Here is a 12,781-nt window from a genome sequence, read left to right as displayed (position 1 = left end):
ATCATCATGCGGGAACCACTCTATATACCGCTCGTATCGCTGGTCGTGCCGTTCTATAACGAAGGCGAGGCCGTCGAGCGCTTCTTCGACGTCGTGATGCCGTTGATGACGTCCATCGACGGCATCCGGTTCGAGATCGTCTGCGTGAACGACGGCAGCCGCGACGACACGCTCGAGCGGCTGATCCGGATCGGCGCCCGCGAACGGCGCGTGCGGGTGATCGACCTGACCCGCAACTTCGGCAAGGAAGCGGCGCTCACAGCCGGTCTCGACGAAGCCCTCGGCGACGCGGTGATCCCGCTCGACGCCGACCTGCAGGACCCGCCCAGCCTGATTCCGGTGATGATCGAACACTGGCGCGACGGTGCGGAAGTCGTCGCCGCGAAGCGCAGCAACCGCGCGTGCGATTCGTTCGCGAAGCGCACGGCGGCCGCGATCTACTATCGCGTGCACAACCTGCTGTCGGACGTGAAACTGCCGGAGAACGTCGGCGATTTCCGGCTGATGGACCGCAAGGTCGTGAACGCGCTGCGCAGCCTGCCCGAGCGGCATCGGTTCATGAAGGGGCTGTTCGCGTGGGTCGGCTACCGGACGGTCATCGTCGAATACCAGCGTGACGCGCGTAGTGCCGGACACTCGAAATTTTCCGGCTGGAAGCTGTGGAATTTCGCGCTGGAAGGCATCACCAGCTTCAGCACCGTGCCGCTGCGCAGCTGGACCTACATCGGCGTCGGCATCGCCGCGCTCGCGTTCCTGTACGGCGCGTTCATCATCCTCCGCACACTGCTGTTCGGCAATCCGGTGCTCGGCTACGCGTCGCTGATCTCGGTCACGCTGTTCATCGGCGGGATCGAGCTCATCGGGATCGGTGTCGTCGGCGAATACATCGGGCGGATCTACGACGAGTCGAAGCAACGGCCCGTCTACCTGATCCGCCGCCGCTACCAGACGCACGGCAAGGTGGTCGAACTGCGGGTCGCGCGCGATGCGCGCCGCCAGAGCGCTCGCCGGCGCGTGCAGCCGACCCGTGCGCGGATCGGCGAACGCTGACGCGCGGCGACGGCCATGATCGGCCTGCTCGATGCCGAGCGCACGCGCCTCGTGCGCTTCGGCGTGTCCGGCCTCTGCTCGACCGCGATCCACACGCTGGTCGCGGCGGCGCTGTTCGCACAGTTCGACGCAACGCTGGTGACGGCGAACACGATCGCGTTCCTCTGCGCGACGGCGTTCTCGTATCTCGCGAACACGCTGTGGAGTTTTTCGTCGACGGTGCGCACGCGCAACGCGGTGCGCTTTCTCGCCGTCACGCTCGCCGGCTTCGTCGAAACCCTGCTGCTCGCGCGTGCGGCCGAAGCGCTCGACGTGTCCCGCGCAATGAGCATCGTCGCGATCGCGTTGCTGATTCCGCCGACGACGTTCCTGCTGCACCGGCTCTGGACCTACCGGTAAACGCCCCTCCCCGCCGCCCCCGAAAATAATCGGCCATTCAATTAACAGATTCAATGTCGACATATTTATGTCACGCATGAATCCGATTGATTCCGATTTTAAAATTACCGCCCGAAACAAATTAAATACCCTGTTTACTTTTACAGCTTCCAGAAACAACCGAACGGGATAATCTGCCTTCGCCATCTCGCCAGCACGGGCATCGAACGGCGACGGGCCTTGCAGGACAAGGCAATGGCGGCTGCGCGACGAAATTCGCGCAACAATAATTCCCATTCATTCAAACGGGAGCTTCTATGTCACGCGTTACCGATGTGCTCGTCTCTTTCGATACCGAAACCATCCTCAAAAAATATCCGAATCCCAGCAAGAATCCGAATAGCCCGACGCTGATCGACTGGAAGCACGTGTACATGGTCACCAACCAGGACAACGTGGTGTCCGGGCAGGCGGGCGGCGAACTCGACCTGAAGGCGCAGGTCGGCGACCTGATCCGCTGGCGTGAAACGAGCCTGTCGCTGGGCTTCGAGAACCAGGTGGTGTTCTACAAGTTCATCGGCAACGTCGGCAACGAACTGATCTCGACGCCGACGCCGCGCGTCGCGGAAGCGTCGATCCCGGTGCCGAACACCAGCAAGCCCGAGGTGCCGACCTGCCAGAAGGTCGCGAACTACTACTGGTCGTCGGAATGCCTGAAGGTCGGCCGCGTGACTTACCACTTCCAGTTCCAGATCATCGATCGCAACTGCCAGAGCCAGGGCTGCTTCTCGTGGGATCCGTTCATCTCGATCCATAACTGATCGCGGCAGGCGGGCGGCCGCGCGGCGGCTGCCCGCATCAACCCCTTGTTGCGGAGGAAGCGCTCATGCCTGGTCTTCGTTCCGATGTGCTCGTGATCGTCGACGCCGTCACGCTGCTGTCGGCCTACCCGGAGGCGAGCCGGGACCCCGACGCGCCGACCGTGATCGACGGCCGGCACCTCTACGTGGTGAGCCCCGGCGACGCCGCGCAGCTCGGCCACAACGACAGCCGGCTCTTCGCCGGGCTGTCGCCGGGCGACCAGTTGCGCCTGCGCGAGACGGCGCTGGCACTGCGCGCCGAGGCGAGCGTGCTGTTCGTCCGGTTCGCGTTGAAGGATGCGGGCATCGTCGCGCCGTTCGAAGCCGAAGTACGCGACGCGGCCGCGCCGGTACCCGATGCCGACGACCTGCTGCATCCGCCCTGCCATCCGATGAAGGACCACTACTGGCGCAGCGACGTGCTGGCCGCGGGCGCCACCACGTGTACGGCCGATTTCGCCGTGTTCGACCGCGACGGCACCGTGTCGGGCTATTTCCGCTGGGAAACGTCGATCGAGATCGGCGCCGGCCAGCCGGCCGCGAAACAGCCGGATTTCAAGCCGTCGTCGGATCGCAACGGCAACTTCACGCTGCCGCCGGATACCGCGTTCAAGGCGATCTTCTACGCGAATGCCGCCGACCGGCAGGACCTCAGGCTCTTCATCGACGATGCGCCGGAACCGGCCGCGTCGTTCGTCGGCAACAGCGAGGACGGCGTCAGGCTGTTCACGCTGAACTCGAAGGGCGGCAGGATCCGGATCGACGCGTTCGCCAACGGCAGGAAATCCGCGACCGATGCGCGTCTCGCGCCGCTGTCCGCGGGTGACACCGTCTGGCTCGGCTGGCTCGGCGCCGAAGACGGCGCCGATGCCGACTACAACGACGGGATCGTGATCCTGCAGTGGCCGATCACCTGAGCATCGCGGCGATCGGCACGCGAGCGGTTCAGGTGCGCGGCAGCCCCGGCGGATTGGTCTGCGACCGGTCGATCGCTTCGGCATCGAGACTCCAGCGGCCGAGCACCTTCCGGTAGCTGCCGTTCGCGATCAGCGCATTGATCGCGACCGTCAGCGGATCGGCGAGGCCGCTGCCCTTGCGCGTCGTGATCGCGATGTCCGCGGTGCGCGGCCAGCCGCCGCTCACGGTGCCGATCAGCTTCGCGTCGCCGCGCAGCGATGCCTGGTACGCGAGCATCGAATTGACGCTGAAGATCGTGTCGACGCGCCCCGACTGCAGCGCGACCCAGCGCTCCGCCGCATCCGCGTAGTACTGGATCTCGACCGGCGCGAGGCCGCGCGCGACGTTCTGCCGGTTCCATTCGAGCAGGATCTTTTCCTGGTTCGTGCCCGAGTCGGTCACGACGCGCAGCCCGGCAACGTCCTTCGGCTCGCGAATCGACGCGATCCGGCTGCCGTTCTTCACGTAGAAGCCGAGCTGATCCTTCCGGTAGGTCGAGAAGTCGAATTTCTCCTTGCGCTGTTCGGTCACCGTCACGTTCGAGATCACCGCATCGACCTTGCCGGACTGCAGCGCGAGCGGCCAGTCGGCCCACGAGAGCGGCACGATTTTCAGCTTGCGGCCGATGCTGTCGGCGACGAGCTGGGCGAGATCGGGATCGAAGCCGACGACCGTTCGCGCATCGGTCGCATAGGTGCTGAGCGGCGGCAGGTTCGGCGCGATGCCGATCGTCAACGTGCCCGCTTCGGCAAACCGGTAGCCGGCCGGCAATGCCTGCTCGACCGCCGGGTTCACGGTGCCGCGCTGCCGGCCCGGCTGCTCGGGGCTCAGGTCGAACGTCGCGGCCTGCGCGGCGACGCTGCCGCCGAGCAGGACGGCGGCCAGCGTGCGAGCGATGCGTGCTGCGGGAATTGCTGTTCTTCTCATGTCTTCCGGATTCCTTGATGTTTGACGAAGCGTCTGCCGAACGCGGGCGGCGCCGAACGATTCTCACCGCCCGTTCGCCGCCCTTCTCCTCCCGGCGTTCCCGGTACGCTCACGCGGGCGTCGCCTCGAGTTCGGCGGTAGCCGCGCGTTGCGGCGCCGGTTGCGCGACCGGCGACGGGCGCGTCGCGTGCGCGTCGCCCGCATACAGCGCCTTCGGATCGAAGACCCGCGCCTGCAACGGCGTGAACGCGCGGAAGTTCCACAGGCTGCGCGCGACGAACACGCGCTGCACCCAGCGGAATGCCCGGTCGTTCTCGTCGTATTGCGGATCGAAACGGTCGCGCGAATGGAGCGTGAAATGGTTGTTGATCAGCACCAGCTTGCCGGGCTGTACCTGCACGCCGAACGACACTTCGCGCACCGCGCGATACAGGTTGGCCAGCGCCTCCTGCGCACGCGCATTAACCGCCAGCACCATGTCCGGATAGAACGCGACCGTCACGCGCGGCGCGTCGAGCGGCCCCGACAGCACCGCGCTCAGGTCGGTATTGTCGCGCGGCGTCGGCGCGGCGCCGCGCCACCGGTACGGCACGCGGATGATGTAGTGCTCACCGTAGAGTTGCGCGATGTCGTCCGGCGACAGCAGCTGCAGCGCGCGGCGCGCGTCGGCGAGCCGCGTGTACGGGCCGCCGCCGGCTTCGCTGCGCACGCCGAGCAGCAGCAACGCGAACGGCGACGTGTCGCCTTCCGGCATGTGCGCCTGCGCGGCGTTCTCGATATGGAAATCGAGCTCGACCTCGGAGCCGAGGCCCGTATAGTCGCGTGCGGTCGCCTTGTGCGGCGTGAGGTTGTTCACGAGCTCGCGGCCTTCGTGCGCGATCGAATACGGCTCGCCGGCCAGCGTGCTCAGGGCGACCAGCACGTTCTCGCTCAACACGCCGGCCTTGAACGAGCGGCCGGTCTCCTCGAACCTCGGGCTGCCCTTCACGTCGTCGTCGATCGGCAGGTTGTCGATCTCGATCGAGCCGTGCGCGTCGGCGGTCGGTGCCTTCGCGCGATCGAACGCGTCGACGATCCGGTCGGGAAACGCGTTGTAGGCGAGCTTGCGCACCGCGCTGATGTAGCCCGCGCCGCCGGCCGGATCGTAGGCCAGTGCGCCGAGCGTCTTCCGGATGTGACCGGACTCCGCTGCCGTCAAGACGATGCGTTCATCTGCGAGATAGGTCATAGGTCTCTCGTATAAAGATCGGGGTTCGAAGAGCGGCATGGCACTGCCGCCGCGCGTTGCCGTCCTCGGGGCGCAGCGCTCGACAAGACTAGGAGACCGACATTGCATTGCGAAATGATATTAAGTCGATTGCAAACAAAAATTTTCGATATAAGTTCAGCAATCCCGGCGGCGTCAGGCAGCGTCGATCGCACCACGCCTTAACACGAAAAGTGGTTAAAAAATCGCTGGTTATTATTTGTATTCGTTAGCAGGTCGATGCTAGTTTTCTGTCGGATTCGACGATGCGGCCGGCCGTCGATCGGCAGCCGGCGCCCTTCCTCCGCCCTACGGAAATCTGCCCGATGACCCGATTCCGCCTGCTGCGCCGTTCGTCCGGTCACGACGTGACCCTGCCCGCGTCCTGCCTTGCGCGCCACCCGGCACGGAGGCCGCAATGAGCGATCGCGCTCCGGCGCTCGGCGGCGCGCCGGCCGCCATCGCACCGCCGCATCGCACGTCGCTGCGCGCGATCTTCCCGACCGTCGCGGCCGCGAGCCTCGGCTTCGCGATCGTTCAGCTCGACGTGACCGTCGTCAACGTCGCGATTCCGAGCCTCGGCCATTCATTCGGATCGAGCGTCCACGGGCTGCAGTGGATCGTCGATGCGTACACGCTGTCGTTCGCCGCGCTGCTGCTGACGTCCGGCACGCTGGCCGACCGCTTCGGCAGCCGCCGGCTGTTCGCCTACGGCCTCGCGCTGTTCCTGCTGGCATCGCTCGGCTGCGCGCTCGCGCCGTCGCTGGCCGCCCTGATCGCCGCGCGGGTCGCGCAGGGCGTCGGCGCCGCGATGATCCTGCCCACGTCGCTCGCGCTCATCACGCATGCGTGCGCGAACGATGCCGCCGCGCGCGTAAGGGCCGTCGCGTGGTGGAGCGCGACCGGCGGCGCGATCAGCGCGGCCGGGCCGACGCTCGGCGGGCTGCTGATCGATTCGCTCGGCTGGCGTGCGATCTTCTTCATCAATCTGCCGATCTGCGCGGCCGGGTTGTGGCTCACGGTGCGCCATGTACGGGATTCGGCCGCCGCACGCACGCGGCTGTTCGATCCGGCAGGCCAGCTCGTCGCGGTGCTCGTGCTCGCGCTGCTGACAGGCGGGATCATCCGGGCCGGCGCGCAGGGGCCGGGCGATCCGTATGCGGCCGGTGCGCTGGCCGCGTCGGTCGCGCTCGGCGCGCTGTTCGTCGCGATCGAGCGCCGCGTGGCCGCGCCGATGCTGCAGCTCGCGTTCTTCCGGATCGCGCGCGTGCCGGGCGTGCTCGCGATCGGCGCGATCACGAATGCCGCGTTCTACGGGCTGATTTTCTCGCTGAGCCTCTATTTCCAGAATGCGCGCGGCTTCACCGCGACCGAGTCGGGGCTCGCACTCGCGCCGCTCACGATCATCATGCTCGCCAACATCGCGAGCGCGCGCCTCGCCGTGCGCCACGGATTCCGTGCGACCGTCATCGTCGGGCTCGTCGTGTCGCTCGCGGGCTACGTGTGGCTGTGGCGGACGCTCGGCGCGCATACCCCGTATGCGCTGCTCGCGCCGGGGCTCGCGGCAATGGCGATCGGCGGTGGCATCGCGATTCCCGCGCTGACGTCGACGCTGCTCGGCAGCGTCGAGGCCGGCCGCTCGGCCACCGCGTCGGCGATCCTCAATACCGCGCGCCAGGTGGGCGCAGCGGTTGGCGTCGCGGCGCTCGGCGCGCTGGTCGCGGGCCAGGGCGCCGCGATCGTGGCCGGCGCGGCACGCGCATTCGCCGTCGCGGCCGTGCTCGTGGCCGTCTGCATCGTGCTGGCCGTACGCTGGCCCGGCGATGCGCCCGAACCCGGCACGCGGGCCTGAGCCCGCACCGGCCGCCTCCTTCAACCGATCCCACAGCCCAGCGAGGAATCCATGCCGCATCGTTTCATCGATACCGTCCTGATCGTCGACGGCGCGTCGACAGCCGCCTATCTGGCGCCCGCGTTTCGCGCCTACGGCATCCGTTGCGCGCACGTGATCAGCGACCCCGACCTGCCGGAGATCTACCGGAACCAGTTCGTCCCGTCCGACTACATCCGCCAGGTCCAGCATCGCGGCGACCTTGACGCGACGCTCGCGCAGCTGGCCGACCTGCGGATCGGCGCGGTGCTGCACGGCCTCGACGCGGCGCTGGAACTGGCCGACACGCTGGCCGAGCGGCTCGACGTGCCGTACCGCAATCCGCTCGCAACCTCGGCCGCGCGCCGCGACAAGTACGCGATGAACGAGCGCATCCGGCAGGCCGGCCTGCGCGCACCGGCCCACTTCCACAGCACGTCGGTCGACGCCACGCTCGAATGGGCCCGCGCTCACGGCAGGCTGCCGCTCGTGGTGAAGCCGGCCCGCAGCGCGGGCGTGGCCGGCGTGAAGATCTGCCGGACACTCGACCAGGTCGAGGCCGCCGCACGCGACGTGCTCGCCACCCGCTCGCTCTACAACCAGCCGAACGACGACATCGTGATCCAGAGCTATTCGGAGGGGCAGGAATACATCGTCGATTCGGTGTCCTTCGAAGGCCGCCATCGGGTGGTCAGCCTGTGGGAAGTGCACCGCGACCGCACACATGCACCGCGGCTCGACAAGATGCTGGTGCTGAATCACGCCGACCCGCGTTACGCGCCGCTGCTCGACTACGCGGCCGACGTGCTCGACGCGCTGGAAGTCCGCTTCGGGCCGACCCATCTCGAACTGTTCGATACGGCCGACGGCCCGACGATCGTCGAGCTGAACGCGCGGCTGCACGGCAGCCTCGATCCGCGGCTGACGAGCGCGGTCAGCGGCGAGAACCATGTATCGGCCGCCGTCGAGGCCGTGCTGCATCCGGAGCGGCTGTTCGGCGAAGCCGCCGCGCCGACGGATTTCCGCGGTTACTGCGGACACGTGCTGCTGCTGTCGTCGCGCAACGGCGTGCTCCGGCAAGACTTCACCTGGCAGGCGATCCAGGCGCTGCCGTCGTTCGTCGGGCTCAAGCAATGGGCCAAGGTGGGCGACACGCTGCGCGTGACGACCGACCTGCAGACGGCGCTCGGCACGGTCGGCCTCTACAGCCCGACGTTCGAGCGCCTGCTCGAGGATTGCCGGCGCATCCGCGAGATCGAGGCCGATTTCTTCGCGGACGAACGGGCGGTCGAGTCGGCCTAGTGTCTCCGCGTGGTGCGATCGGCGCCGCGCATGCGGTGCGGTGCGCTTGCGTTGTGCTCCGCTAACGCGCGAGCAGCGCGCCCGACTGCCGGCCGAGCACCGCGCGCAATGCGTCGAGCTCGGGCAGCGCGGGCGCTTCTTCGGGCGTGACGAGATAGGTCGTCACGTTGTCGAGATCGTCGAACGCGTGCGTCCGCAGCTCCTTGCGCGCCACGTGCTCGGTCGTGATCCGCTTCGGCAGGATCGCGACGCCCATGCCGGCCGCCACGCAGCCGAGGATCGCGCCGAACGTGCCGAACGACGCCACCGACCCGATCGCGATGCCGCGCGCCTTCAGCCAGTGCTCCGCGACCGCGCGATACGGGCAGCCGTCGTGAAACGCGAGCAGCCGTACCGTGTTGTCGGCCAGTACCTGCCGGCGCGTGACGGTGGCCGCGCTCACCAGCACCATCTCTTCGGCGAACGCCGGCTCGTAGCGCAACCCGGGCCGGACGACCGCGCGCGCGGTCAGTGCGGCGTCGATCCGGCCGCGCAGTAGCGCGTCGGCCAGATCCGGCTCGCTGCCGATCTGCACCGTGAGGCCGAGCGCCGGATCGTGCGCCTTCAACGCGGCGGCGAGCGCCGGCAGCCGCGTGGCCGCCGTGCTTTCCATCGAACCGAGCCGGAAGCTGCGCGCGACCGGCGTCTCGCGCACCACCTGCGTCGCTTCGTCGACGAGGCGCAGGATGCGGTCGCAATACGGAATCAGCCGGCGCCCCGCGTCGTTCAGCACCAGCCGCTTGCCGTGCCGGTCGAACAGCGGCGCGTCGAGCGACTCCTCGAGCTGGCGCAGGCGCGCGGTGACGTTCGACTGCGTGCAGCCGATCCGTTCGGCCGCGCGCAGCGCGCTGCCTTCCTGAACGACGGCCCGGAAGGTTTCGAGCAGAGGAATGTTCATATCACTATCTCTTGTTACCGATGCAGTTTATATCATTTTACTTCGCCAATAATCGGGAATAGCCTGACGGATATCCCGTACCGGCCCGCCCCCTTTCGAGGAAACCGCATGCCCTCCGCCGCCTGCCCCGGCTTCGCCGCCGTTCACCACCGGCCCGAGGCGCCCCCGTGCGCACGCTGATTGCCGCGCTGGTGCGGCGCGGCCCGACGGTGCTCGCGGGCGGCGTCGGCCTCGGGCTGCTGGTGCCGCCGCTCGCGGACCTCGCGCGGCCGCTGATGTCCGTCACCGTGTTCCTGTTCGTGCTCGGTACGCTGCTGCGCGTCGAGCCGAGCGCCGTGCGCGCGGTCGCGCGGCGGCCGGCCGTGTCGCTGCTGCTGCCCGCCGCGACGATGATCGCGTGCCCTGTCGCGCTCGGCATCGCCGCGCGGCTCGCCGGCATGCCGTACGACTGGGTGGTCGCGCTCGTGATCGCGTACTGCGCGCCGCCGTCGAGCGGCACGTCGACGATCGCGCGGATGCTGTCGCTCGACGCCAGCGTCGCGCTCGTCGCGACCCTCGCGTCGATGGTGTTCGTCCCGCTCACCGCGCCGCTGCTGACGGCCTGGTTCAGCCACGATGCGGCCGTGTCGATCTCGCCGTTGAATCTCGCGTTGCGGCTCGCGCTGCTGATCGGCAGCGCCGAGGGCGTTGCGCTGCTCGTGCGGCGGTTCGCGGGGTCCCGGCTCGACCGCTATGCGACGCCGATCGATGCGACCGTCGTCGCCGCGCTGCTGGTGTTCGCGCTCGGCACGATGGCCGGCATGCAGCAATCGATCATCGACGCGCCGCACCGCGCGTTGACGGCCATCGCACTCGCGTTCGCCGTCAACGCGGGCTTCCAGATCATCGCGTACGGGCTCACGCCCGGCGACGTCCGCACACGGCTCAATGTCGCGCTGATCGTCGCCAATCGCAACGTCGGCCTGATGTGGGCCGCGCTCGGGCTCGCCGCGACGCCCACCATGGCGCTCGTGTTCACGTGCGCGCAGCTGCCGATCTACACGCTCCCGCGCGTCGTCCAGCATCTGCTGCCGCGCCTCGAGGCACAGCGCCTGCGCCGGCGCGCACGTTGACCGGCACGCAATGCCCCCTTCTTCACCGATCAAGGATCCAGCATGAAGCGACTCATCGTGATCGGCGCACGCGCCACCGGCAGCAGCCTCGCGCTCGTGCGCGGCGCGCTCGCCCGCCAGGCGGCCGTGACCGTCATCACCGCGCCCGGTCACAGTCTGGACGGCGTCTTTCCGGACGGCGTCGAGACGGTCAATCTCGAACCCGATGCCGCACTGCTCGCCGGCTGGCTGCGCGCGCGTTATCCGGACGAGATCGACACGCTGCGCGTGACGACCGCGCACGACACCTATGCGCGCACCGCCGCATCGGTCGCCTACGCGCTCGGCCTGCCCGGCCCCGATGCGCGCCACGTCGCGCACGCGGTGTCGAAGTCGAACCAGAAGGCACTGCTCGCCGCGCACGGCATCCCGGCCGCGCAATTCGTCACGGGCACGCTGGCCGCACCGGCGGCACTCGCAGCCGCGGCCGCTCCGCTGCGTTTCCCGGTCGTCGTCAAGCCGTCGGAAGGCTCGGCGAGCGACGGCGTGCGGCGCTGCGAGGACATCGCCGAAGTGCGCGCTCAACTCGACGCGCTCGCCGCCGCGCAAGCCGCCGCTCGAGCCGATGCACAGGCGCTTGCGACCGAGCGCATCGTGATCGAGGAATTCCTGGGCGGCAGCGAATACTGCGTCGAGTATTTCGACGGGCGCTATGTCGGCGCGATGCGCAAGCTGAAGCGGCATGGCGCCGGCTTTCTCGAACGCGGCTATACGTCCGAACTCGATCTCGACACGCCGACGCTGCGCGCGCTGATCGACGTCGGTACGCGCGCAACGGCGGCCGCCGGGCTGACATGGGGGCCGGTGCACCTGGACTGCATCGTGCACGACGGCGTGCCGCACGTGATCGAACTGAATCCGCGCATCGCCGGCAGCTTCATCTGCGACATCGTGCGCGACGGCTACGGCTTCGACGTGGCCGAAGCGTTGCTCGACAAGCTCGACGGGCGCCCGGTCGCGATTCCCGAGCGGTTCGAACCGCTCGCGTATGCGCGCGCCGAATTCCTGCTCGACAGCGACCCCGGCGCATGGCGTTTCGCGCAGGCGGGCGAGATCCGCGACGGCACGGTCACGATCAGCTACGGGCCGCAGGTGTTGCCCGATCGCGAGCGGCGTGCGTTTCTTTATGTGCGGGTTGCGCTGCCGGTTGCGCACGATGTGCACGAGACGCCCGCGCATCCCGGCTCGTCGGCCCACCGGGCGTCTGTCGCACCACCGGCCGTTTCCGGCTGACCGGCTGACCGGCTGACCGGCACGCGCGTTCAAACCGTCATCACACTGGAAACCGGGGGCGGCAAAGCGGAATCGGCCACCCGTCCACATCACGCCGCGCGGAAACGGGCGAATACCACGTGGCGGATTCGGCAAAGCTACACTGCCGACCGGTACCGCAGCCTTTTCACCGGCGGCGCATCGAGCGTCGGCTGATGCGTCGCATGCGAAGCGGCTGACCCGCACCGTTACAGATTGCGCCCCAACAACTGCCCCGGCCACCCGTCCACGTCGAAGGTCGACAGCCGCTCATACCCGCAGGACTCGTAGAAGCGCACCAGCGCGCCGGTCCCGCCCCCATAGCAATCCACCCGCAAGCGCTGCACCCCGGCAGCCCGGGCGCGCTCATCCGCAAAGGCCATGAGCCGCCGGCCGACACCGCGCGCCCGCGCATCGCGCGACGCAACCAGCACCCTCACGTAGATTTCCGGCTCGGTCGCGGGCGGCACGTAGGGCATCGATTCGCCCAGGATCAAGGCGCCCAGGATGCGGCCGTCGGGCGATTCCGCCACCCACGCGTCGGGCAGCGCACAGGCTTCCGTCACGAGCGCAATCCGCTTCGGTTGCGTCGACCAGGGCTCGCGCCCCCATTGCCCGTCGTTGCCGATATCGACGAACCACGCAATCACTTCATCGAAGATCCCCAGCACGGCCGGCGCATCCAGCGCGCTGGCACGTCGGATCACCCGCTCGTCCGTTCCTGTCACCGTCACGTTCAACACTCCTTCGCCGGATTCGACGACCGGCGCATGGTTGGATGTCACGCCGGGCTACCCGGGGAGGCGCGATGGGAGCCTGGCGATCAAGCCTGCTACGGTACTGAAATTCCAC

Annotated in this window: 12 protein-coding genes; 8 read left to right on the top strand and 4 right to left on the bottom strand. The window is 68.2% G+C overall.

Features of this window, described 5'->3' with window-relative positions:
• The first annotated feature begins 6 nt into the window (after positions 1–6).
• From APZ15_RS35345 to APZ15_RS40365, 4 genes are all read left to right on the top strand, one after another.
• Positions 7–1,050 (top strand): glycosyltransferase family 2 protein, encoded by a 1,044-nt coding sequence (locus APZ15_RS35345; RefSeq protein WP_027792731.1) that lies wholly within the window; start codon positions 7–9, stop codon positions 1,048–1,050.
• Between the two features lie 15 nt (positions 1,051–1,065).
• Positions 1,066–1,449 carry a GtrA family protein gene (locus APZ15_RS35340; RefSeq protein WP_027792732.1) on the top strand — a complete coding sequence of 128 codons (384 nt, stop codon included), beginning with the start codon at positions 1,066–1,068 and terminating at the stop codon, positions 1,447–1,449.
• 296 nt (positions 1,450–1,745) lie between these two features.
• Positions 1,746–2,249 carry an inclusion body family protein gene (locus APZ15_RS35335; protein ID WP_027792733.1) on the top strand — a complete coding sequence of 168 codons (504 nt, stop codon included), beginning with the start codon at positions 1,746–1,748 and terminating at the stop codon, positions 2,247–2,249.
• Between the two features lie 65 nt (positions 2,250–2,314).
• On the top strand, positions 2,315–3,205 hold the full coding sequence (locus APZ15_RS40365) for an AidA/PixA family protein (protein WP_080981943.1): 891 nt from the start codon (positions 2,315–2,317) through the stop codon (positions 3,203–3,205).
• A gap of 28 nt (positions 3,206–3,233) precedes the next feature.
• Here APZ15_RS40365 and APZ15_RS35320 read toward each other — a convergent pair whose 3' ends face one another.
• Together APZ15_RS35320 and APZ15_RS35315 are read right to left on the bottom strand one after the other, a co-directional pair.
• Positions 3,234–4,172 carry an ABC transporter substrate-binding protein gene (locus APZ15_RS35320; protein ID WP_027792734.1) on the bottom strand — a complete coding sequence of 313 codons (939 nt, stop codon included), beginning with the start codon at positions 4,170–4,172 and terminating at the stop codon, positions 3,234–3,236.
• Positions 4,173–4,281: 109 nt separating this feature from the next.
• Complete coding sequence (locus APZ15_RS35315) at positions 4,282–5,400, bottom strand: TauD/TfdA family dioxygenase (RefSeq protein ID WP_049096656.1); 1,119 nt, start codon at positions 5,398–5,400, stop codon at positions 4,282–4,284.
• Positions 5,401–5,836: 436 nt separating this feature from the next.
• Here APZ15_RS35315 and APZ15_RS35310 point away from each other — a divergent pair, with 436 nt between their 5' ends.
• Positions 5,837–7,270, top strand: a complete 1,434-nt coding sequence (locus tag APZ15_RS35310) for an MFS transporter (RefSeq protein ID WP_027792736.1) — start codon at positions 5,837–5,839, stop codon at positions 7,268–7,270.
• Positions 7,271–7,321: 51 nt separating this feature from the next.
• Complete coding sequence (locus APZ15_RS35305) at positions 7,322–8,590, top strand: ATP-grasp domain-containing protein (protein ID WP_027792737.1); 1,269 nt, start codon at positions 7,322–7,324, stop codon at positions 8,588–8,590.
• 61 nt (positions 8,591–8,651) lie between these two features.
• On the opposite strand, the gene APZ15_RS35300 is transcribed toward APZ15_RS35305, so the two are convergent.
• The gene (locus tag APZ15_RS35300; protein ID WP_027792738.1) at positions 8,652–9,527 is read right to left on the bottom strand and encodes a LysR family transcriptional regulator; all 876 of its coding nucleotides are present in this window, start codon (positions 9,525–9,527) and stop codon (positions 8,652–8,654) included.
• 167 nt (positions 9,528–9,694) lie between these two features.
• On the opposite strand from APZ15_RS35300, the gene APZ15_RS35295 reads away from it, so the two are divergent.
• Complete coding sequence (locus APZ15_RS35295; RefSeq protein ID WP_027792739.1) at positions 9,695–10,639, top strand: hypothetical protein; 945 nt, start codon at positions 9,695–9,697, stop codon at positions 10,637–10,639.
• A gap of 42 nt (positions 10,640–10,681) precedes the next feature.
• Positions 10,682–11,911, top strand: a complete 1,230-nt coding sequence (locus tag APZ15_RS35290) for an ATP-grasp domain-containing protein (protein ID WP_080981944.1) — start codon at positions 10,682–10,684, stop codon at positions 11,909–11,911.
• Between the two features lie 227 nt (positions 11,912–12,138).
• Here the strand turns inward: APZ15_RS35290 and APZ15_RS35285 are convergent, their stop codons facing one another.
• Positions 12,139–12,714 (bottom strand): GNAT family N-acetyltransferase, encoded by a 576-nt coding sequence (locus APZ15_RS35285; RefSeq protein WP_226153243.1) that lies wholly within the window; start codon positions 12,712–12,714, stop codon positions 12,139–12,141.
• Between the last annotated feature and the right edge of the window lie 67 nt (positions 12,715–12,781).

Source organism: Burkholderia cepacia ATCC 25416 (genome assembly GCF_001411495.1).
GTDB lineage: Bacteria > Pseudomonadota > Gammaproteobacteria > Burkholderiales > Burkholderiaceae > Burkholderia > Burkholderia cepacia.
Note: the sequence above shows the minus strand (reverse complement) of the source record. Positions and strands in the feature narration are given on the sequence as shown.

Excerpts from the sequence above, each read along its gene's own strand:
- APZ15_RS35300 (WP_027792738.1), bottom strand. The coding sequence starts at position 9,527 with ATGAACATTCCTCTGCTCGAAACCTTCCGGGCCGTCGTTCAGGAAGGC.
- APZ15_RS35345 (WP_027792731.1), top strand. The coding sequence starts at position 7 with ATGCGGGAACCACTCTATATACCGCTCGTATCGCTGGTCGTGCCGTTC.
- APZ15_RS35290 (WP_080981944.1), top strand. The coding sequence starts at position 10,682 with ATGAAGCGACTCATCGTGATCGGCGCACGCGCCACCGGCAGCAGCCTC.
- APZ15_RS35310 (WP_027792736.1), top strand. The coding sequence starts at position 5,837 with ATGAGCGATCGCGCTCCGGCGCTCGGCGGCGCGCCGGCCGCCATCGCA.
- APZ15_RS35315 (WP_049096656.1), bottom strand. The coding sequence starts at position 5,400 with ATGACCTATCTCGCAGATGAACGCATCGTCTTGACGGCAGCGGAGTCC.
- APZ15_RS35305 (WP_027792737.1), top strand. The coding sequence starts at position 7,322 with ATGCCGCATCGTTTCATCGATACCGTCCTGATCGTCGACGGCGCGTCG.
- APZ15_RS35320 (WP_027792734.1), bottom strand. The coding sequence starts at position 4,172 with ATGAGAAGAACAGCAATTCCCGCAGCACGCATCGCTCGCACGCTGGCC.
- APZ15_RS40365 (WP_080981943.1), top strand. The coding sequence starts at position 2,315 with ATGCCTGGTCTTCGTTCCGATGTGCTCGTGATCGTCGACGCCGTCACG.
- APZ15_RS35335 (WP_027792733.1), top strand. The coding sequence starts at position 1,746 with ATGTCACGCGTTACCGATGTGCTCGTCTCTTTCGATACCGAAACCATC.
- APZ15_RS35340 (WP_027792732.1), top strand. The coding sequence starts at position 1,066 with ATGATCGGCCTGCTCGATGCCGAGCGCACGCGCCTCGTGCGCTTCGGC.